A 20456-nucleotide genomic window follows, 5' to 3' on the forward strand; every position below is an offset into this window, starting at 1 on the left:
AAAGCCCCATGCAGTTCGCTGCATGGGGCTTTTCTCTATCTGGTCTGTTATCAGGCTAAAACCGAGAGCTACTCGTTAGCCAAGGACTACTAGTTTTGCTCTTCGCGCTTAAAGACAAGCTCTTTCGCGTTCGACTCTTCTTCAACGAAGTAGTAGCCCGCCGTATCAAACTGGGTCAGCGCCTCAACCGAGTCGATCTTGTTCTCGATGATGTAGCGAGCCATCATGCCACGCGCTTTCTTCGCGTAGAAACTGATCACCTTGTACTGACCGTTCTTGCAGTCTTTGAATACAGGGGTAATCACTTGGCCATCCAAGTTCTTCGGCTTCACGGCTTTAAAGTATTCGTTAGACGCCAAGTTGATCAACACATTGTCGCCTTGAGCATTCAACGCTTCATTCAGCTTGTCTGTGATGATGTTGCCCCAGAACTGGTACAAGTTAGTACCACGAGCATTGGCTAAGCGTGTACCCATCTCTAGGCGGTATGGCTGCATCAAATCCAACGGCTTAAGCAAGCCATATAACCCAGAAAGCATGCGCAGGTGGTCTTGTGCGTAGTCAAAATCTTCATCCGATAGCGTTTCAGCGTCTAGGCCAGTGTATACATCGCCTTTAAAGGCTAGGATTGCTTGGCGTGCGTTGTCTTGGGTAAAGGTCTCGCTCCACTGCTCAAAGCGCGCTACGTTCAACCCTGCGATTTTATCGCTGACTTTCATCAGTGCAGAAATATCTACTGGCGTCAGTTTGCGGCACTCTTCAATCAGCTCAGCAGAGTGTTCAACAAACTCAGGCTGACTAAAGCGTTCCGTCGCTAATGGTGATTCGTAATCAAGTGTTTTGGCTGGAGAAACGACAACTAACATAACTTTACCCTAATCGGTTATCTAACTGGATGCTGCTAGAGTATAGAAAAAACATCAACTTGTCTTTATGACTCTTCCTATTACTTCGATAGGGAGAATGAGCTTCGATAGACAGAATGAGACAAATGACAGGCAAACAAAAAGGCTAAGGTCGAAACCTTAGCCTTTCTAATCACTTTAGGATGAGCCGTTTATCGCTCCAACAAGATTACTTCTTGTTGTTGTCCCAAATACCGTCTTCCAGCTGAGACTTAAGCTCTGGGAAGTCATTCGAATCGAATGTTGGTACTTTACCCGCGTCTAGTTGGCGGTTGTAGTCTTTCGCTAGCTTAATCACAATACCTGATAGCAGGATAATCGCCACCAAGTTAACAATCGCCATTAGGCCCATCGATACGTCAGCCAGTGCCCATACCGTTGGTAACGTCGCTAGAGAACCGAACATAACCATACCCAGAACAACGATACGGAACAGCACTAGGCCCTTCTTGTTGTTGTGCTCAAGGAAGATAAGGTTCGTTTCAGCGTACGAGTAGTTTGCAATGATTGAAGTGAAAGCGAAGAAGAAAATCGCTACCGCTACAAAAATGCCGCCCCATTCGCCCACTTGTGCTGTTAGTGCACGTTGCGTTAGTTCGATACCCGTTACTTCACCGTGTGGTACATACTCACCAGACATCAGGATGATTGCGACTGTTGCTGAACAGATAACAATGGTATCCATGAACACGCCTAGCATTTGCACGTAACCTTGTGATGCTGGGTGCGGTGGGTAAGGCGTAGCAGAAGCTGCTGCGTTTGGCGCAGAACCCATACCCGCTTCGTTCGAGAACAAACCACGTTTGATGCCGTTAATCATCGCTTGTGCGATTGCGTAACCTAGGCCACCCGCTGCTGCTTCTTGCAGACCGAATGCACTCTTGAAGATAAGAGCCAGTACTTCAGGCACTTTCTCGATGTTCGCGAACATCACGTACATAGCGATCGCTAGGTAAGCCAATGCCATGATTGGAACGATGATTTCTGCTGTGCGTGCAATCTTACGGATACCACCGAAGATAACGAACGCAGAGATGATTACGATACCAACACCAACGTAGCTACGCTCAAGGTCGAATGCCGTATTCATTGCGCTTGCAATCGCGTTCGCTTGAACCGCGTTGAATACAAGACCAAATGCAATGATGAGGAAGATAGAGAATAGAACCCCCATCCAACGCATGCCTAGGCCTTTCTCCATGTAGTATGCAGGGCCGCCGCGGTAGTTACCGTCGTTATCACGCGTTTTGTATAGCTGTGCCAGTGTGCTTTCTGCAAACGATGTTGCCATACCTAGCATTGCGATTAGCCACATCCAGAAGATAGCACCAGGGCCACCAGCGGTTAGTGCTACAGCAACACCTGCCATGTTACCCGTACCTACACGAGCAGCGAGACTAGTACAAAGAGCTTGGAAAGAAGAGATACCAGCACTGTCTGCTTTACGGCTGTTTCTAAGAACAGAGAACATGTGGCCGAAATGGCGGAATTGAATGAAGCCTAGTCGTACAGTGAAGTAGATACCCACACCAACCAGTAAGTAAACTAAGATAGATCCCCAAAGGAGATCGTTCATCAAATTGATTAAGTCTGTCACGTGAACCTCGTAATTGAGTTTAAGCACCGATCATGCTTCCTAGCCTTCCTCTTAATCGCCTATGCCTCTGTCAATGTTGTGTCGGCACTCTTGTTATATTCTTGCGGCGATTGAGACTGTAAATGTCGCTTCATGCATCCATTTTACGTATCAGTGTATTTTTTGACGGGCGGATAATGCAGCGAGACGGCCTAAAAATCAATATGCAAATACACTTATATTAAAATGACATTTCACTAATAACACACCTTTTGTTAACACAACTTTCAACAATGCAGCCCAATAAAAGTCACATTATCGGGACATAATATCAACAACAGCCACGGCACTACCCCAACAAGAACACCATCCTATAAAAATGACGTCAGCCTAGGTTTTACAAGGTATAGTGAAGATCTTCGTTTTTTTCTAGGCCAATGAGATCCCTATACCGCACGGTACTATGTGCACTTCAATGCATTGTAGTCAAAACGCTATTCCATTCGCACAATGAATTAACATTCAATAACCCCCAATTTAATCGTTTACTTAGGTTTGTTTGCCTGTTTTTTATACATAATAATTCTCACAATGTGTGAGCATGCATAAGAAAATAGAACAAAAGCTTCATGGATTTGAAACAAATGAGAAACAAATCAAAGTTATTGTGAACCTAAATATGATATTTATTGGTTCGTAAGAACTAGTCCCACGGAAGGAGATATGGCTTATGGATAGCTTTCAATTCGATGAAGTATCAGAACTAGAAATGCCTCGTGTAACTCAAAAATCACGCTCGAAACCACTCAAGCGTAAGTGGCGTGAAATCGAAGCCATCAACGATCGTAGGCAGCTTGAGAAAGAGCTGAGAGAGATGAACCTAGGTCTTGATTTTAGCCTTGACGATATAAAACTTTAATCAGCACGATAAGAAATCAGATAGCAAAAGGCACCTATATAGGTGCCTTTTTTATTTTTTGAGGTAGTTAATCCGCTCAAAGCGCCATTTGGAAACCAACCCTCTAATATAGAGGACACCTAAAATAGGTGCACCTCAACATTACAACGGGCTAAACACACTCTTGTTCATTTTGTCGAACCCGAGCCGCGAGTTGGCGATATTGATCGGCGATGGTCTCTCCAAAAACAGGGTCATCTTCCGGTTGAAGCCATTGAGACTCCACTTCTTGCCAATCTTTCACCGTGAACGCCTCAACAATCATGGGTAGCACATGCTTCTCTTCATATTCCATGTGCTTTCGCTGAGCCTTAACAAACGCTTCAAGCTGCTCAATAAAGACTTGCTGAGGAACCACCGCATCTTGAAGGATCATATCGACCAAACCTAAAAAGTCCGCCGTTTTCTCAGAAAGCAATTGATGCTCTAACTCCAAGTCTTCAATCGCTTGCTCGCTGCCATATTGCTTAAGATAGTAGCGATAAATGACGTCTTCTTTAGGGTGATGCACTTTGTCTGAATGGTTCATAAGGTAATGAACCACCTCTGCGATCAGGCTATAGTTTATTTCTCGCTCCTGTTTCAGAAACTCTAACTTACTGTTGAGTATCGCGAGTAAACGAGCCATATAGCCATGCTCTCGTCTTATCCTTTCAATCATCATAGTATTGCACTCCATTACACCTACTATTTATAAGTGTATACGAATATGCTGATTTATGATTTGACCCTGCTCAGAAAACCACCAACCTACACTTCTGTTGGTAAACGCCAGTCAATAGGTTGTTGATCCATAGAAGAAAGCAGCTTGTTGGTTGTAGAGAAATGCTGACAACCGAAGAATCCACGGCGTGCCGATAATGGCGATGGGTGAGGTGCAACCAACACATGATGCTTGTCGTCATCAATCGCTTGACCTTTCTTCTGGGCGTGTGCGCCCCACAACAAAAAGATGATCGGTTCAGAGCGCTGATTGAGCTCAGCAATAATGGCATCGGTAAAGGTTTCCCAGCCACACTTAGCATGTGAGTGTGCTTTTGCCTCTTCGACTGTAAGGACTGTGTTCAACATCAACACCCCTTGCGATGCCCAAGAATCGAGATAACCATGACTAGGAATCTCAAAGCCCTCTATATCTTGTGCAAGCTCTTTGTACATATTGCGTAGAGAAGGTGGGATTTTCACACCAGGAAGCACTGAGAATGCTAAGCCGTGAGCTTGGTTAGCACCGTGATAAGGATCTTGCCCTAAGATAACCACTCGCACGGATTCGAAAGGCGTCATATCAAAGGCACTGAACACCTGTTCTTGTGGCGGGTAGACGGTTTTACCACTATTACGTTGCTGTTCAACAAACGCGAGGACACTCTGAAAGTACTCTTTATCACGTTCATCATTAATAATTGATTCCCAAGTCTTTGGTGCGCTCATCGTTTTACTTCCCAATCATCAAGGTTTCTAGCGGCTTTCGCCAGACAAAAAAATAGCTGTATCGGCTAACTGTCCTAAATAAGGCTCTAGTTATACCTCATACAGCTATCAATAAACATGATGTGTAGGGTTCACTTGTTGATGAATCATAATAATCAGTTCAAGTTGTGCTTATCTCGATTAACCACTTTTCTGCTGTGTACGATGGTGGCCGTGGTTATGCACGTGACGGTTTGGTGTAGGTAAACGGCGTGCGACAGCAATAGTTGAAGTTTGGGTGATTGAATACATAAAGGCACCTCCTCTAAGACATCGTGAACTACATATTCACTTTAATACTATGAAAGAAAGGTGCCAATTTTTAGAAATAGACGGAAATAAATTTCCCCCTCTATTATTACGCTTGTTCGCTCGCTAGCGTTGCTGAGCGATGAAACATTCTAAGTTGTTGAATTTCCTCTTTCCAGATCGTCGAATCAATGGTTTCCAAGATAAGAGGGATACCATTAAAGCGAGAATCAGAGGCAATATACTCAAAACAATCCCAGCCAATTTCGCCTTTTCCTAAAGAATGGTGTCGATCGACTCGGCTCGCGAACTCAGCTTTTGAATCATTGATGTGCATTGCTCTTAGATAGTGCATACCCACGATGCGGTCGAACTCAGCAAAAGTATGCTCACACGCCTCTTTTGTACGTAAGTCATAGCCAGCAGTAAACGTATGGCAGGTGTCTAAGCACACACCCACACGTGACTTATCTTCTACCTGCTCGATAATCTCGGCTAGATGTTCAAACTTCCAACCCAGATTAGTGCCCTGCCCAGACGTATTCTCGATCACTGCGATTACGTCAGGTACCGCTTGATGAGCTAGGTTGATCGATTCAGCGATCTTCGCCAAACATTCGCTTTCTGAGATTTTCTTTAAATGACTCCCAGGATGAAAATTCAAAAGCGTTAGTCCAAGTTGATTACAACGCTCCATTTCATCAATAAAAGCCGCGCGTGATTTCTCTAGCTTCTCTTCTTCTGGCGCTCCTAGGTTAATCAGGTAGGAGTCATGAGGAAGAATGTGCTCAGCACCGTAGCCCAACATTTTGCAATTGGCTTTAAAGGCACTAATGGTTTTCGCTTCTAGTGGTTTTGCCGCCCACTGTCTCTGGTTCTTGGTAAACAGTGCAAACGCATTGGCACCTATTTCACGTGCACGCATAGGCGCCTGATCAACACCACCAGCAGCCGACACATGAGCGCCAATAAACTTAATATTTGTTTCCGGTTTTGAGGATGAATTATTGTTTGTCATTAAATCACTTTACACTTTCAGAATGCTTAATAAATAAAGGGTCGTATCGGTTGTAGTTCAATAAAAACACAATAAATGTAGTAAACTTACAACAAATATGCTGTTAAATATTTTTTATACTTTAAAATATTTTGTAATTACTTTGTTTTCAAAGGTTTTATTGATTTACCTCAATATAATCACCTTTGTAAAAATATGGTTTTTGGTTGTTTTTTGACTTAAATCAATGTTAACCTTACTAATATTAGGTATACATTACCCAGCTCAATAAAAATCGAAAGTTAACACCATAATCAAACCACATTCAGTGGACTAGGAGATAGTTATGATCCAAGGTATTCAAATTACTAAAGCAGCAAACGATGACCTACTAAACTCAATCTGGCTACTAGATAGCGAGAAGAATGAAGCTCGTTGTGTTGTTGCTACTGCAGGTTTCGAAGCTGACCAAGTTATCTCAGCTGCAGACCTAGGCGAGTACGAAAGCCGTGAAGTTGCAATCGAAGCAGCACCACGCATCGAAGGTGGTCAACACCTAAACGTTAACGTTCTTAAGCGTGAAACGCTAGAAGACGCAGTTGCTCACCCAGAGAACTACCCACAGCTAACTATCCGTGTATCGGGTTACGCTGTACGTTTCAACTCTCTAACAACTGAACAGCAACGTGACGTTATCGCACGTACGTTCACTGAGTCTCTATAATTTTTAGAGCTTAAATTAGAATACAAAAACGGCGCTCATTGAGCGCCGTTTTTATTTGTTCGAAAAACAAATGGACGTTACGGTTGAACTCGACGAAGCACAGCTTTTAGCGCTTCAAAATCGTTATCAAGATCTTCAGACAACAATTCCATCGCCGCGTGTTTTGCTAGCGGGCCAGGCAGTTCGATATCAGAACCTAGGATGTCATCAACCACTTCTTTGAATTTCGCTGGGTGTGCTGTACACAGGAACAAGCCAGTTTCGTTCTCTTGCAGTTGCTCTTCCAGTAGACGGTAAGCAATCGCACCATGTGGTTCACATAGGTAACCTTGTGCTTTTAGGTCGCGAACTGACTCAGCGCTCTGCTCGTCAGATACTTTACCTTTGCCTAGTGTATCTAAGCCCCAACCTTTCAGTTGGCAAAGCTCTTCGATACGAGGCCAGTTGTTTGGTTGGCTTACGTCCATCGCGTTCGATGTTGTCGCAACAGTCGGTTTTGGATCCCATTGACCTGTTTCTAGGTAACGAGGAACAGTGTCATTTTCGTTAGTTGCTGCGATAAAACGCTTAACAGGTAGACCTAGCGCTTTAGCCAATAGACCAGCCGTTAGGTTACCAAAGTTACCACTTGGTACAGAGATAACGAGGTTTTCACGTTGCTCTTTAGTCAGCTGAGAAGCCGCCTCAAAGTAGTAACAGATCTGAGCCATTAAACGGCTGATGTTGATCGAGTTTGCCGAATTAAGACCGATCTCTTTACGCAGTTCAGCGTCATCAAATGAGTCTTTAACTAGAGCCTGACACGCATCAAAGTCACCATCAATCGCCACAGTGTGGATGTTCTTGCCAAGCGTACAGAACAGCTTCTCTTGCAGTGGGCTGATCTTGCCTTTCGGGTAAAGAATCACAACATTGATGTCTTCCATGCCGTAGAAAGCATGCGCAACCGCCGCACCAGTATCACCTGATGTTGCCGTTAAGATAGTGATTTGACCACCATCAGAAACAGCTGCTAAAGATTGAGCCATAAAGCGGCCACCGAAATCTTTAAACGCCAGTGTTGGACCGTGGAAAAGCTCAAGCGCGTAAACGCCGTCTTTTACTTGGTTGATTGGTGCAGGGAATTGGAACGCTGCATCCACCATTTGGTCGATCTGTTCTTTTGGTAATTCATCACCAATCAATGCTGACAGAATCTTTGAGCTACGAGGGACAAAGTCCTCTGCTAGCAGCGCATCGATATCATCAAACTTTGGCAGTTCAGATGGGAAAAATAGACCTTGATTACGGCCTAAGCCTTGACGAACGGCTTGGCCAAAAGAGACTTGTTCATCATTTTCTTTGATGTTGTACAGTTTCATAACTCACTTCCTGTAACGATCGAACCCTGCTTATCTAGGCGACAAACGTGAACGAATCCTTCTTCATTTTGTACGTAATTTTGTTCTAACCAGCGTGCAACACGCTCGGCGACATCTTGTTCTTTGCAAATGCTAAATAGAGTTGGACCACTACCAGAAATACCAGTAGCCAGTGCCCCAGCTGACAGCGCGTATTTACGAGCATCAGCAAACCCTGGAAGCAGTTTCTCACGATATGGTTCAGCGATCACGTCTTTGATCATCTTCGCCGCCAGTTCAGGTTGACCTGAATGACACGCGTGGATAAAGCCCGCTAAGTGACGACCATGAGCAATAATATCCTGACGACGATATTGAGATGGTAGGATCTCTCTCGCTTCAGCCGTTGAAACCTTAATACCCGGATAAGCCATTACCCAGTACCAGTCGTCAAAACACGGTACTTCTTGGCTGATGATGCCTAGCTCTTCAAGCATGAGCTGCACACCACCAAGGTAACATGGCGCAACGTTATCGTAGTGGATACCACCTGAAATCTTGCCTTCCATTTCACCCATCAGAGCAAGCAGTTCAGTTTCATTCAGGGGCTGACCGTGAAAACGGTTTAGCGCATCCAGTGCCGCGACGATTGAACATGCACTAGAACCCAAACCTGAACCGATAGGCATGTTCTTTTCTAGTGTCATTTCTAAAGGCTTTAGCGTAACGCCTTTTTTATCAAGCTCTCTCGAGAACACCACCCAGCAGTCGTAAACGATGTTTTCTTTTGCTTCAGTTGGCAGCTTAGAAACAAAGCTGCCTGCAGTTTTAAGTGAGAATGGTTCATCACCGGCTTTAACCATAACTCGGTCACCTAGCAGCGTGCCATCCACTGGAGACACAGCGGCCCCCAACACATCAAACCCTACACTGACATTACCGATTGATGCAGGAGCATAAACGACAACATCCATATCACTTGAACTCATTCTTAAACTCCTAATTTCCAACCAAGAGTACGCATCACATCAGAGAATACGCCAGCAGCTGTTACTTCAGTACCCGCGCCGTAGCCACGCAGTACTAGAGGGATTGGTTGGTAGTAACGGCTGTAGAATGCTAATGCGTTCTCGCCATCTTTAATCTTGAACATTGGGTCGTCGCCATCAACAGCAGCGATACGAACCTTACACTTACCTTCAGCGATTTCACCCACATAACGAAGTACTTTACCTTCTTCTGCTGCGATAGCTGACTGCTCTTTGAAGTAAGCATCCGCTTCTGGTAGGCGAGCCATGAACTCTTCAACCGTACCTGAATCATCAAAACCCGGTGGCAGAGCTTGGTCTACTTCAACATCTTCAAGTTCAAGCGCCATGCCTGCTTCACGAGCAAGAATAAGCAACTTACGCGCCACATCCATACCAGATAGATCATCTCGAGGATCCGGTTCAGTGAAGCCGTTATCTTTTGCAATATTGGTTGCCTGGCTCAGTGTCATACCTTCATCAAGCTTGCCGAAGATGTAAGACAGTGAACCTGAAAGAATGCCGTTGAACTTCTCAAGTTCATCACCTGCAGAGATAAGGTTCTGTAGGTTTTCGATTACTGGTAGACCTGCACCTACGGTTGTTTCGTACATCAGCTTACGACGTGAGTTACGTGCAACTTCACGAAGCTGATGGTAGTAAGCCATGCTTGCTGTGTTTGCTTTCTTGTTTGGTGTTACCACGTGGAAACCAGCCGCTAGGAAATCAGCGTACTGCGCAGCAATACCTTCGCTAGACGTACAGTCAACTAATACTGGGTTGATGATGTGGTTACGTTGAACAAGAGCCGCTAAGCGAGCTAGGCTGAATTCTTCAGTCGCACTCGACATACGGTCACGCCACTGCTCTAACGGTAGACCATCGCTGTCTAGCAACAAACCTTTACTGTTTGCTAAACCACATACGCGAATCACGATGCCTTTTTCAGCCAATTTACCTTGCTGACGTTGGATCTGATCAACAAGTTCGCCACCAACGCCGCCGACACCCACAACGAATACGTCTAGGAAGTGCTTAGAGTTAAATAGGTTCTCGTGACACGCTTTGATTGCTTCAGAGATTTTATCTTCAGGGATAACCGCTGAAATAGCGCGCTCTGAAGAACCTTGAGCAATAGCAACAATGTTGACGTTCACTTCAGCTAAAGAAGAGAAGAACTGAGATGCTACGCCACGTGAAGTGCGCATACCGTCACCCACCAGCGTTACAATCGCAACGTCATCCATGAACTCAACCGGCTCTAACAGGCCATCTTTAAGTTCAAGTTCAAACGCGTCTGACAACACTTGTTTCGCTTTCACCTTATCAGCCGATTCAATACAGAAGCTGATGCTGTACTCAGAAGAAGATTGAGTAATAAGGACAATAGAAACGCCAGCAGAAGACATCGCGCCGAATACACGACTCGCCATACCTACCATGCCCTTCATGCCTGGGCCTGATACGTTAACCATGGTTAGGTCACTTAGCGTCGTAATACCTTTGATTGCTAGGTTATCTTCGCCAGTGTCTTGGCCAATCAAAGTACCTGCGCCTTGTGGGTTGAAGCTGTTTTTGATCAGACAAGGAATGTGGAATTGCGCAATAGGAGCAATGGTTTTCGGGTGTAGAACCGAAGCACCAAAGTAAGAAAGCTCCATCGCCTCTTGGTAGCTAAGAGACTTAAGAAGACGAGCATCATCCACTAAACGCGGGTCACAGTTGTAAACGCCGTCTACATCTGTCCAGATCTCACAGCAATCAGCACGTAGACATGCCGCTAGAACTGCAGCTGAATAATCAGAGCCGTTACGGCCAAGTGTGACTAGCTCACCTTTATCGTTACCTGCTGTAAAGCCCGGCATGATATTTACGTGACCTTTAGGCAGTGGCGACTGACGGAAGTTCTGAGTTGAAACGTCCACATCGACCATAGCTTCAAGGTGATCACCTTTAGCGTATAGGTATTGAACTGGGTCAATCAGGCTTGCTGGTTGGCCTTTCGCTTCAAGTACCGCTTTCATCAACTGGATTGAGATTCGCTCACCTTTACTGATGATGCGAGCATTAACATGGTTCGGGCACATACCCAATAGGTTAATGCCGTTTACGAACTGTTTTAGCTGAGCAAGAGAAGTATCAACCTGCTCTTGGAACGCAGAACCATCAATAGAAGGAACAACAGTTTGAATATCTGCAAACAGTGCAGCGAATGAGGATTCGATCTCTGTAATCTGTGCGTCTGCTTCACCATTTTTAAGTGCAGCTTCAATTACAGCAACCAACTTATTGGTTGTTTTTCCTGGAGCCGATAGTACAACGGCTAGCTCTTCTTGCTGGGCATTATTAGCGATGATATCAGCCGCTCGTAAAAAACGATCTGCATCAGCTAATGATGAACCTCCAAACTTTAAAACGCGCATCCCTTTCTCCATAAGTCATAAAAATGGTACAAAAAAAGGCCTGTATCTTGTTGGATACAGGCCTTTTTTTTAAAATCCGTTACTTAGCAGCCTGCCCCAACAATGTTAATGTCGGTAATAATAATGGTTGTGGTCATTACTAGGTGGCTTACGTGCTGCATATCAAATTCTCTGCTTGTGCTTTACTCTACGTGTATCAATTTTTACCACTGGACGTCAATGAAAAGTTGCGTTTTTTTTACATTCGCACCGTTTTTCAGAGCAAACCGTCATTTAAGGGATAAAACACCCTGCATAAACCTTCACTTAAGATACTGGATTTACTCATTGAACAGGCAAGAGTAATCAATTGCATATATAGTCATAACAAAATGCTATATCGATTGTGCAGCGAACGTACAAGTTCTGTGCTTTAATTGAACGATAACGTTCGAAGAACAATAATAATGACATCAGGGGTGGCAAATGAAGAGATTACTTATTCTTTTGGCTTTTGCTATGCCTGTTGTTTGTTCAGCGAATAGCTTGCCTCTACTACCCAGCCAGATCGATAGTTCTTCTCATAAATTCTTTATCTCCACACAAAACGCGTCGAGTGAAAGCTTCGATACTTGGAAGATAGACAGTGGCTACTCTTATAGCTTGTTTTCAGATGTGGATCTTTACGTCGGTACACGTATCAATAGTGCGGCACTGAAACAGGAAAGTGGATTCTTGAGTGGTGTCAGTTATCAGTTCTCAGAAAGAGTCTCTTTTAACAGTTCTCTACACACCTATAAAGACGAGACCGAAGACAATGAGAAATCGGTAGCCGCAGAGGTTTCCAGCCGAGTGCAACTAACAGATAACCTAGATTTGCATGCCACCCTTGATTATGAAGAGTGGCAGCAAGGTGTTGAAGTGGGACTAGGGTTTCGCTTTTAGTCTCTTTAGCTTGTTCTTTATTAACAGATTAGTGCGGATTGAGATCCAAACTTTTAGTACATCACAAACCATTCCCCGTTCTAATCTATCAACGGCATTCAATTTGAGTCAGTTACGATTCAATTAACAGCTCAGATGAAATTAACACGCCATTCCAATCGGCATAAATATAGTCACCAGGCTGAATCAGTTGATTATGTATAGAGAGTGTCACATTCACTTGGCCGACACCGCGTTTCTCTGTTTTGAATGGCGATGCACCTAACGCCTGAACGCCAAGGTCCATTTGCGACATCATGCCTACATCACGCACCGCACCGTTTACAATCACGCCTTCCCAACCGTTTTCTATCGCGAGAATAGCGAGTTGATCGCCAAGCAGCGCCTTCTGGCATGAGCCATTTCCGTCAACGACAAGCACTTTGCCACAGCCGTCGGTCTCTAAAACCTCGCGAACCTTGGAATTATCGTGATAACAACGAACTGTTACAATTTTTCCAAAGAACGCACCACGTTGGCCGAAGTTCTGCAATGGCATGTTCAGTAGGGTGACTTCGCTTTCAAACTCATCACACAAGTCGGGTGTTATATCGTGCATATATCCTCCGTGAGTAAGGCGTTACCAGTTATGTCAGGCTAGCCTCTATGCTTTTATATGTTATTAAAATTAATCCTTTGTTTTCATTGTTCTATGCTCAATTTATTACTCAATAAAGGTTGATTGAGCATATTTATCTACTAGACTCTTAAGACAGCTTTCAGCTTCCTTGGTTCATAATCCGGTCTTTAGCAGGCAAGATGTGCGAAGCATCTCGAATAATCATTCTTGTTTTGGTGCTAAATAGTCACCATAACATTGGTTAAGTTGTAGCCATACTATTAAAGTTTGTTGCGATACGGCAATTGATGTAAATCAACAAAGTGAATGGAATTAACATTCTCGCGTTGTTAGCATGCTGTTAACATTATAGAATCCACTCCAATCACTAAAAGAATGATTGAAAGGCGTACTGGATCTACGTTATTGGGCAATACTTCAAGGAAGGCAGATAGCTGGAAGTAAGTGTTTTTTTGAAAACTTTAAGTTATCATCAAAAATACATTACCTGTATGTTATGTTTTTGCCTAGAATTTATTCTATTAGCACAGTTTCGTCACAAATTTAGGTACCGCCAAATGCAAACCCCGCAGATTCTTATCGTTGAAGATGAGCAAGTAACTCGTAACACTCTAAAGAGTATTTTTGAAGCAGAGGGATATGCTGTTTTTGAGGCTAGCGACGGTGAAGAGATGCACCAAGTGCTATCTGACAACCAAGTTAACCTTGTAATTATGGACATCAACCTTCCAGGTAAGAATGGCCTACTACTTGCACGTGAACTACGTGAGCAAGCAAACGTAGCGCTTATGTTCTTAACTGGTCGCGATAATGAAGTTGATAAGATCCTTGGCCTAGAGATCGGCGCTGATGACTACATCACTAAGCCTTTCAACCCTCGTGAACTGACTATCCGTGCACGCAACCTTCTGAACCGTTCTATGAGCACAAGCTCTGTTCAAGAAGAGAAGCGTAGCGTTGAGAAGTACGAGTTCAACGGTTGGGTACTAGATATCAACAGTCGTTCTCTGGTTAGCCCAGATGGCGAAGGCTACAAGCTACCTCGTTCAGAGTTCCGTGCTCTACTTCACTTCTGTGAGAACCCAGGTAAGATCCAAACACGTGCAGACCTTCTTAAGAAGATGACTGGCCGTGAGCTTAAGCCACACGATCGTACTGTAGACGTAACAATCCGTCGTATTCGTAAGCACTTTGAATCTGTTTCTGGTACGCCAGAAATCATCGCAACGATTCACGGTGAAGGCTACCGCTTTTGTGGTGACCTAGAAGACTAATTCGATTCGCGCTTCTTACCATTTAGCACTACTCACCAGTAAGTGTTATTAACAATAGAAGCGTCATCAATAGTTATTAAAAAGGGAGAATGCCAACGCATTCTCCCTTTTTTATTGTTCTTAATTGGATAAGGTTTTAGTAAACCGTATCCACCTTAACGTCTTTCTCTACTAACCACTTCACGGTTTCGCCATCTTTAAGTTCAACCGCTACATCAACAGGCTTGTCGCTGTCGATCTCTAGCTGCCATACAAACGCGACTTCCCATTGAGTTTCACTGTGTGTTCTTAAATCAAGATCGTCAGCCGTTACCAACAAGGTGTCTGCACCCTGTTTAACCGTAACACTCTCAACCGCAAGCGTTGCTGGCAGTTGTGAATCTGACTCTAGGTAGATAGAACCATGCAGGGTCTTATCTTGAGTCTCGCCAATCGTTGGCATCTTGTTGTGCCAAAGGTTGCTTTTCATGGTAACTGTTACTGCAGATACTTCGACTTGATTATCTTGCTGCCATTCTACTTGTGGCGCAGAACAACCCGCTAATGCCACTACACATGCGGCGAATGCTAATTTTTTCATTATTCTTCTACCTTTGATTTAACCAACTCTTTAAAACTTCAATGTCATTCTGGTATTCGTTATTTATCTCATCAACCCAATCTGAAATGTTCTCCCACCACGCAGGCAAATCTGGAGATTGAGCTTTCTGGGCAACTTGTTGGATGCGTTTCAGACCAATAGAACCTGCAGCACCTTTAATCTTATGTGCCTCAGAAACGATACTGGCTTTATCTTTCGCGACCATGTTGGAGTTCAATATTTCCATATACTCCGGCATCATATCTTCGAACATCGCGATGCTATCCAAAACCGGTTTCGGTCCAACAATATCAACATAAGACTCTAGCATATCAATATCAAGCAAAGTGGTATCAATTTCTGAAAGAACAGGCTTACTCGCGTCGACTTTATCAATGCTCTCAACCTTATCGGTGCCCGCTACCTTCTCAATTACCTCTGGTGCATCTTCGATAAGTTCACTGATGACATCTTGGATAGCTCGAACCGACAAAGGTTTACTGATCGCTTCGTCCATGCCTTTCTGGAAGTACTCTTGCTTGTTGTTTAATACGTTCGCAGTTAACGCCACCAAAGGCGGTAGCTGGCTGTATTTCTCGCGGTAGTATTGAGCAATATCGAAACCCGTCATATCTGGCAGTTGGATATCCAACAACACCAAATCATAGTCTTCAGGATTGAAAGCAATTTGCGCCTCTTTACCCGTCATCACGACTGTCACTTCATGGCCAAGGCTTTCAAGTAGAGAGCGAGCCACTGTGATATTGAGTTCAATGTCTTCGACCATAAAGATCTTAAGATTCGACTGTTTTCTTGGCGTTTTGATCAGAGCCTGAGTATCGTGATTCACTGGAACTCGAATCGAAACCGTAAAGGTACTGCCAAAGCCCTCTTCACTGATGACTTCAATGTGGCCATCCATCATATTAATTAGCTGTTGAGAGACAGCGAGACCAATACCCGTGCCGACAGCGTGCAAGTTGTCCGTGCCCGATTTCACCTGATAGTACATCGCGAAGATCTTCTCGATTTCACTTTCAGGGATACCAATACCAGTATCTTCCACTTCCATCGTAATGTTGGCAAAGTCACCATCAATGTCGGCGCTGACTGTCATCACCACTCCACCATCTTTGGTGAACTTCATCGCGTTACTAACAAGGTTCCACAGTACCTGTCTAAGACGAGTACCATCCACCTCAACAGCAGCTGGAAGATCAGACAATCTTTCTAGATCGAACCTTAACCCTTTCTGCTCAGCCATCAACGCAGAGATACTTTCGATCTCGACAACGAAATCTTCAAAGTTAATAGGCGTAGGGAAGAGTTCAAGCTTACGGCGGTCGAACTTATCCATATCAATAATATCGTTGAAGATATTACCCAGTGTCACCGCGCTCACCTTGATGGTTTGCATCTGCTTGCGCTGTTCGGTGGTCAGTTGGCTATCAAGCAGCATGCGGCTCAAGCCAATGATGCCGTTGAGCGGCGTTCTTAACTCGTGGCTAATAGTTGAGATAAAGGTGGTCTTATCGCGGCTGGCTTTTTCTAACGACTCTTGATGCTCTTTACGTTCAGTAATATCGCGGCCAAAACCAACCAAGCCCAAGTGACGACCATCTTTGCTGTAGAAAGGCACTTTACGCAGTTCGAAGTAACTCTTGCGGCCATCTGGGTATTCAAGCCATTGGTCATAAGTCAGTGCTTGGTTGTCAGCAAATACTTTCTTATCGGTTTCAACAACTTGCTGAGCGACCTCTTTACTGTAAACATCCCAAGGAGTTAAACCAACTAGCTCTTTTTCTGTTTTACCAGTGAGCTCTTCAACCGCACGGTTACAACCAGAGAACACACCATCTTCATTACGGTAGTAAATAAGGTCAGGCGAGGCATCGATAAACGAGCGTAACAGTGCAGTACGTTCTGCGAGTTCAAGCTGAGTACGCTCGCGCTGGAACACCTCGTTTTCGAGATCTTGCATTGCTTCTGCGCGCGCTTCTTCCGCTTTTTCACGCTCTTCAATTTCTTGATTAAGCTTCTCGATATTGAGCTGCATTTTATTGTTGAGTTCTTGGTCTCGCTCACGCATGTCGCCAAGTTTAGAGACCAATTTCGCTAACCTTTGACGTGATTCTTCCAACTGGTCCACGACCACTGACAGAAAATAAACCGCCCAAGGCGTGATCACTAAACCGAAGAAAACTGAACGGACAATGTCGATGTCATCAACATTGCCTTTGAGTGCAAGGGTGATACCGACTTGCACAACAACAGCGAGGGCAACAAGCGCTAGGGCGAGTAAGATAGAAAAGCGGACAATCCCCAGTTTTACGAGTAGATCCACGTAATACTGGGCAAGATTTTTCATGGGTTTCATTTAGCGCTCCATGCGATAAGACTAGCAACATTCTACCTTGTTTGAAGATGGGAGGTAAGCTAGCTACATCACACGCAGCAAGTGTTCAGCGGTAATTTCGAAGGTTAATTAACCAATACAAATACTAACTAAGCAAAAATAGCCGGGGATAATCAAATTGCCAATTTTATAGCGTTAGCGAATTGAGTATGGATGCACCATTGAACGGTTGCGACCGTCTGATTTCGCTTGATACAACGCACTATCAGCCAAGGCAACAGCCGATTCCATTTCATCATCAGGTGTAGGAATGTAAGAGATAATACCAATACTCACCGTGATGAATTCAGAGACTGTCGACTTCTCATGCGCAAGTTCCAATTTTAGGACTTCATCATGAATACGCTGCGCCACCAGCTGAGCACCTTCGGTCGTTGTATTTGGCAGAATAAAGCCGAACTCTTCACCACCATAACGAGCCACACAATCAGATGAACGATTCAACACCTGCTTAAATGCCTGAGAAACCTGAATCAAAGCATCATCGCCTTGTTGGTGTCCGTAAAAGTCGTTGTAGCCTTTAAAGAAGTCGATATCACATAGCATGATCGTCAGTGGCAGCTTCTCACGCACATGATAATGCCACAGTGTAGAGAGCTGTTCATCGAAACGACGTCGGTTAGACACTTTAGTCAGGCTATCCATAAAGCTGAGGCGTTCAAGTTCAAGGTTGGCTTCTTCAAGCTTTTGTTCTGCTAGATAACGCTCTGTAATATCACGCGCCATGATCAACACACCATTAGTGCTCGATGCTGGATCTCTAAACGGTGATTTGACTACATCATACCAAGTAAATGTTCCATCACTTGAGACCACTTTGTCGATATAACGCAGTGATTTACTTTGATGAAGCACTTGATGATCGGTTTCTGATATTCGCGTATAGATGCTATGTGGCACCACATCTTGTAAACGTTTACCGATCAAGTCACTGACTTCAGAGATACCCAGCGCAGCCACAAATGGTTTATTACACGCTTGATAAACCATGTTTTCATTAAAGATACCAATCGAGTCTGGGCTGGCCTCCAGGAGGTTTTGCAAGATGGTGTCACGCTGCGCAAGTGCCACTTCGGTATCTTTTCGCTTCTCCATCTCGCCACGCAGTTTCTGCTGCATGTCATGCCAATCGGTCACATCATGACTAATAGAGAGCGTGCCGATGGTTTCTCCATCTTGGGAAAGCAGCACACTTTGGTAGGTTTCAAGCAAGCAGCTTTTTCCATCTTGATCTGTAGTCCAAGAGCGTTCACTTACACGACCTTTTAATACTCCACCAGAAACACTCAGGGTGCCCTCTTCAGCACGACCATGCCAAAACTTTTTAAACGAGCGATTACTCGTCACTAACTGACCTTTCTGATCTTTCACGTAGATCAGCTCAGACAAAGAATCCAAAGCGGTACGAGCAACATTCAGTTCTCGAACTTCTTGGGACAGTTCTTCGTTAGTGTTTTTATAAGGTGAGGCGTGAATCATCCAAGCCTGCTTATTTCTAAAATGGATCTTACGACCGATCAAGTTGATCTTGAACGACTCAAATTCAGAAAGCGCCCACAGGGAGACCTGCTCGAAGGCTCGAGAGTTGATGTGGTTGGTTAAGTAGTGACGAAAGCTGTTCTCGCTTTCCACAGTAGGAAAGCGAAAATTAACACCGATTTGGCGGATACCAAGCAACTGCATGGCTTGGCGATTGGCATAGAGTATTTCGCCACTTCGAACATCAACAAAGTAGAGTGGCGACGGGGTAGCAAGTAGAAGTGTTTCGATATGCGACTGATAACGAGAATAGAGATGCCAGCAGATGAGAGCAATCAGCAATACAACAACGATATAAATACCGTAGCCATACGCCCTGTCCCACAACCAAGTCATTACCAGTTCCATTTACTCTCAATCTATACCATAAAATCTATTAGGGAAATGTTACCACTATTTATTGGTTTTATCTGCTGTTACCTACAGTCACCTATTTCTATTAATTGGCCGCGTTTAAAACAGGCAACGTGTACTCGAATGCAGAGCCCGTTTTGATGCCTTGAGCACCGGTTTTATCCAACGAACGACCTATTTCAGTCATCGCTAACCAGCGGTTCTCACACCATAAAGGAGAAAGTAAGGTTGGGCGTCTCGCCGCTGAAGAAACACGGTGATAAACCACGTCCGCAGGCGTGCGTTGAATGATCTCACTCGCGATATCGATGTACTCTTCGAGGCTTGGGGCTTCTAGCTTTCCTGCCTTCCACGCCTTAGCCATGGTACTGCCCTCTACTATATGAAGGCCGTGCAGCTTAATACCATCGGTGCCAACGGCTAATACCTTGTCTAAGGTTTCAAGGTTATCCGCTTTGGTTTCTTTTGGTAGGCCAACAATCAGGTGGGTACACACCTTGATGCCTAAAGCGCGTGCACGCAGGGTGATCGTTTCATACACCGCAAAGTCGTGTCCGCGGTTAATTCGCTTGAGAGTTTTATCATTGGCGGTTTGTAGGCCAAGCTCGAGCCAAATCTCATAGCCTTGTTTAACATAGCCCGCTAACAACTCTAATACCGCATCAGGCACGCAGTCTGGTCTTGTGCCAACACAAAGGCCGACGATCTCTGCACCAGGTGCTTTTAACGCCTCTTCATACATATTCTTAAGCACTTGTACCTCAGCATAAGTGCTGGTGTACGCCTGAAAGTAAGCTAGATACTTCTTGGCACGAGCAATCTCACCCGCGCGATCTTTTAACTGGTCAGCAATACTTTGAATTTGAGTTTGTTCATCGGCAAAGGAAGCCACGTTACAAAACGTACAACCTCCACGACCAATGGTCCCGTCTCGGTTTGGGCAGCTGAAACCACCGTGAAGCGTCAGCTTGTGGACTTTCTCGCCATAACGGCGTTGAAGGTCTTGGCCGATAGTATTGACCAACTCGTGTAATTGCATATTTTCAAAGCACTCAAGTAAATAAGAATGAATATCAGTCT

General features: G+C 44.5%; 17 protein-coding genes, 1 pseudogene and 1 other annotated feature. Of the genes and pseudogenes, 5 read left to right on the top strand and 13 right to left on the bottom strand.

All coding sequences use genetic code 11. The annotated features are described in order from the left end of the window. Positions 1 to 89: 89 nt before the first annotated feature. Entirely contained in the window at positions 90 to 866 is a 777-nt protein-coding gene (yaaA, locus tag AB4512_RS03935; RefSeq protein ID WP_017059322.1) for a peroxide stress protein YaaA, read from the bottom strand. Positions 867 to 1074: 208 nt separating this feature from the next. Then, complete coding sequence (locus tag AB4512_RS03940) at positions 1075 to 2502, bottom strand: sodium:alanine symporter family protein (protein ID WP_032545312.1); 1428 nt, start codon at positions 2500 to 2502, stop codon at positions 1075 to 1077. A gap of 709 nt (positions 2503 to 3211) precedes the next feature. On the opposite strand from AB4512_RS03940, the gene AB4512_RS03945 reads away from it, so the two are divergent. Then, positions 3212 to 3400: a DUF3545 family protein gene (locus AB4512_RS03945; RefSeq protein ID WP_017059319.1), complete on the top strand. Its 189-nt coding sequence runs from the start codon at positions 3212 to 3214 to the stop codon at positions 3398 to 3400. A gap of 151 nt (positions 3401 to 3551) precedes the next feature. On the opposite strand, the gene AB4512_RS03950 is transcribed toward AB4512_RS03945, so the two are convergent. From AB4512_RS03950 to nfo, 3 genes are all read right to left on the bottom strand, one after another. Further along, on the bottom strand, positions 3552 to 4103 hold the full coding sequence (locus AB4512_RS03950) for a hemerythrin domain-containing protein (protein WP_017070073.1): 552 nt from the start codon (positions 4101 to 4103) through the stop codon (positions 3552 to 3554). Between the two features lie 86 nt (positions 4104 to 4189). Then, the gene (gene ung / locus AB4512_RS03955) at positions 4190 to 4870 is read right to left on the bottom strand and encodes a uracil-DNA glycosylase (RefSeq protein ID WP_102428207.1); all 681 of its coding nucleotides are present in this window, start codon (positions 4868 to 4870) and stop codon (positions 4190 to 4192) included. Positions 4871 to 5267: 397 nt separating this feature from the next. Next, entirely contained in the window at positions 5268 to 6176 is a 909-nt protein-coding gene (nfo, locus tag AB4512_RS03960; RefSeq protein WP_102319761.1) for a deoxyribonuclease IV, read from the bottom strand. A gap of 325 nt (positions 6177 to 6501) precedes the next feature. Here nfo and grcA point away from each other — a divergent pair, with 325 nt between their 5' ends. Then, complete coding sequence (gene grcA, locus AB4512_RS03965) at positions 6502 to 6879, top strand: autonomous glycyl radical cofactor GrcA (protein WP_017059315.1); 378 nt, start codon at positions 6502 to 6504, stop codon at positions 6877 to 6879. Positions 6880 to 6956: 77 nt separating this feature from the next. On the opposite strand, the gene thrC is transcribed toward grcA, so the two are convergent. The 3 genes from thrC to thrA are packed head-to-tail and all read right to left on the bottom strand — an operon-like array spanning position 6957 to position 11670. Then, on the bottom strand, positions 6957 to 8240 hold the full coding sequence (gene thrC / locus AB4512_RS03970) for a threonine synthase (RefSeq protein ID WP_017059314.1): 1284 nt from the start codon (positions 8238 to 8240) through the stop codon (positions 6957 to 6959). Continuing rightward, on the bottom strand, positions 8237 to 9193 hold the full coding sequence (gene thrB, locus AB4512_RS03975) for a homoserine kinase (protein WP_032545653.1): 957 nt from the start codon (positions 9191 to 9193) through the stop codon (positions 8237 to 8239). Before thrB ends, thrC begins: the two co-directional genes overlap by 4 nt. Before the next feature lie 17 nt (positions 9194 to 9210). Then, entirely contained in the window at positions 9211 to 11670 is a 2460-nt protein-coding gene (gene thrA, locus AB4512_RS03980) for a bifunctional aspartate kinase/homoserine dehydrogenase I (RefSeq protein ID WP_050648721.1), read from the bottom strand. Positions 11671 to 11699: 29 nt separating this feature from the next. Next, positions 11700 to 11818, bottom strand: a sequence feature (Thr leader region). A 317-nt stretch (positions 11819 to 12135) separates the two neighbouring features. Here thrA and AB4512_RS03985 point away from each other — a divergent pair. Continuing rightward, the gene (locus AB4512_RS03985; protein ID WP_017070076.1) at positions 12136 to 12594 is read left to right on the top strand and encodes a hypothetical protein; all 459 of its coding nucleotides are present in this window, start codon (positions 12136 to 12138) and stop codon (positions 12592 to 12594) included. A 112-nt stretch (positions 12595 to 12706) separates the two neighbouring features. Here the strand turns inward: AB4512_RS03985 and AB4512_RS03990 are convergent, their stop codons facing one another. Then, a complete protein-coding gene (locus AB4512_RS03990; RefSeq protein ID WP_017059310.1) occupies positions 12707 to 13192 on the bottom strand; it encodes a putative 4-hydroxy-4-methyl-2-oxoglutarate aldolase in 486 nt (161 codons plus the stop codon). A 47-nt stretch (positions 13193 to 13239) separates the two neighbouring features. On the opposite strand from AB4512_RS03990, the pseudogene AB4512_RS03995 reads away from it, so the two are divergent. Both AB4512_RS03995 and arcA read left to right on the top strand, forming a co-directional pair. Next, positions 13240 to 13341: pseudogene (locus AB4512_RS03995) on the top strand (ribonuclease activity regulator protein RraA); the annotation flags it as partial. 429 nt (positions 13342 to 13770) lie between these two features. Further along, positions 13771 to 14487 (top strand): two-component system response regulator ArcA, encoded by a 717-nt coding sequence (arcA, locus tag AB4512_RS04000; RefSeq protein ID WP_004741534.1) that lies wholly within the window; start codon positions 13771 to 13773, stop codon positions 14485 to 14487. Between the two features lie 136 nt (positions 14488 to 14623). Here arcA and AB4512_RS04005 read toward each other — a convergent pair whose 3' ends face one another. From AB4512_RS04005 to AB4512_RS04020, 4 genes are all read right to left on the bottom strand, one after another. Continuing rightward, positions 14624 to 15067, bottom strand: a complete 444-nt coding sequence (locus tag AB4512_RS04005) for a hypothetical protein (protein WP_050644351.1) — start codon at positions 15065 to 15067, stop codon at positions 14624 to 14626. Between the two features lie 7 nt (positions 15068 to 15074). Further along, complete coding sequence (gene arcB, locus AB4512_RS04010) at positions 15075 to 17444, bottom strand: aerobic respiration two-component sensor histidine kinase ArcB (protein ID WP_017062885.1); 2370 nt, start codon at positions 17442 to 17444, stop codon at positions 15075 to 15077. Between the two features lie 174 nt (positions 17445 to 17618). Next, positions 17619 to 19370 carry a diguanylate cyclase domain-containing protein gene (locus AB4512_RS04015; RefSeq protein ID WP_017059307.1) on the bottom strand — a complete coding sequence of 584 codons (1752 nt, stop codon included), beginning with the start codon at positions 19368 to 19370 and terminating at the stop codon, positions 17619 to 17621. 91 nt (positions 19371 to 19461) lie between these two features. Then, positions 19462 to 20415: a TIGR01212 family radical SAM protein gene (locus AB4512_RS04020; RefSeq protein WP_372174469.1), complete on the bottom strand. Its 954-nt coding sequence runs from the start codon at positions 20413 to 20415 to the stop codon at positions 19462 to 19464. Positions 20416 to 20456: the final 41 nt, after the last annotated feature.

Origin of the sequence: Vibrio sp. 10N.222.52.B7, from assembly GCF_041474275.1 — a bacterium.
Taxonomy (GTDB): Bacteria; Pseudomonadota; Gammaproteobacteria; order Enterobacterales; family Vibrionaceae; genus Vibrio; species Vibrio crassostreae_C.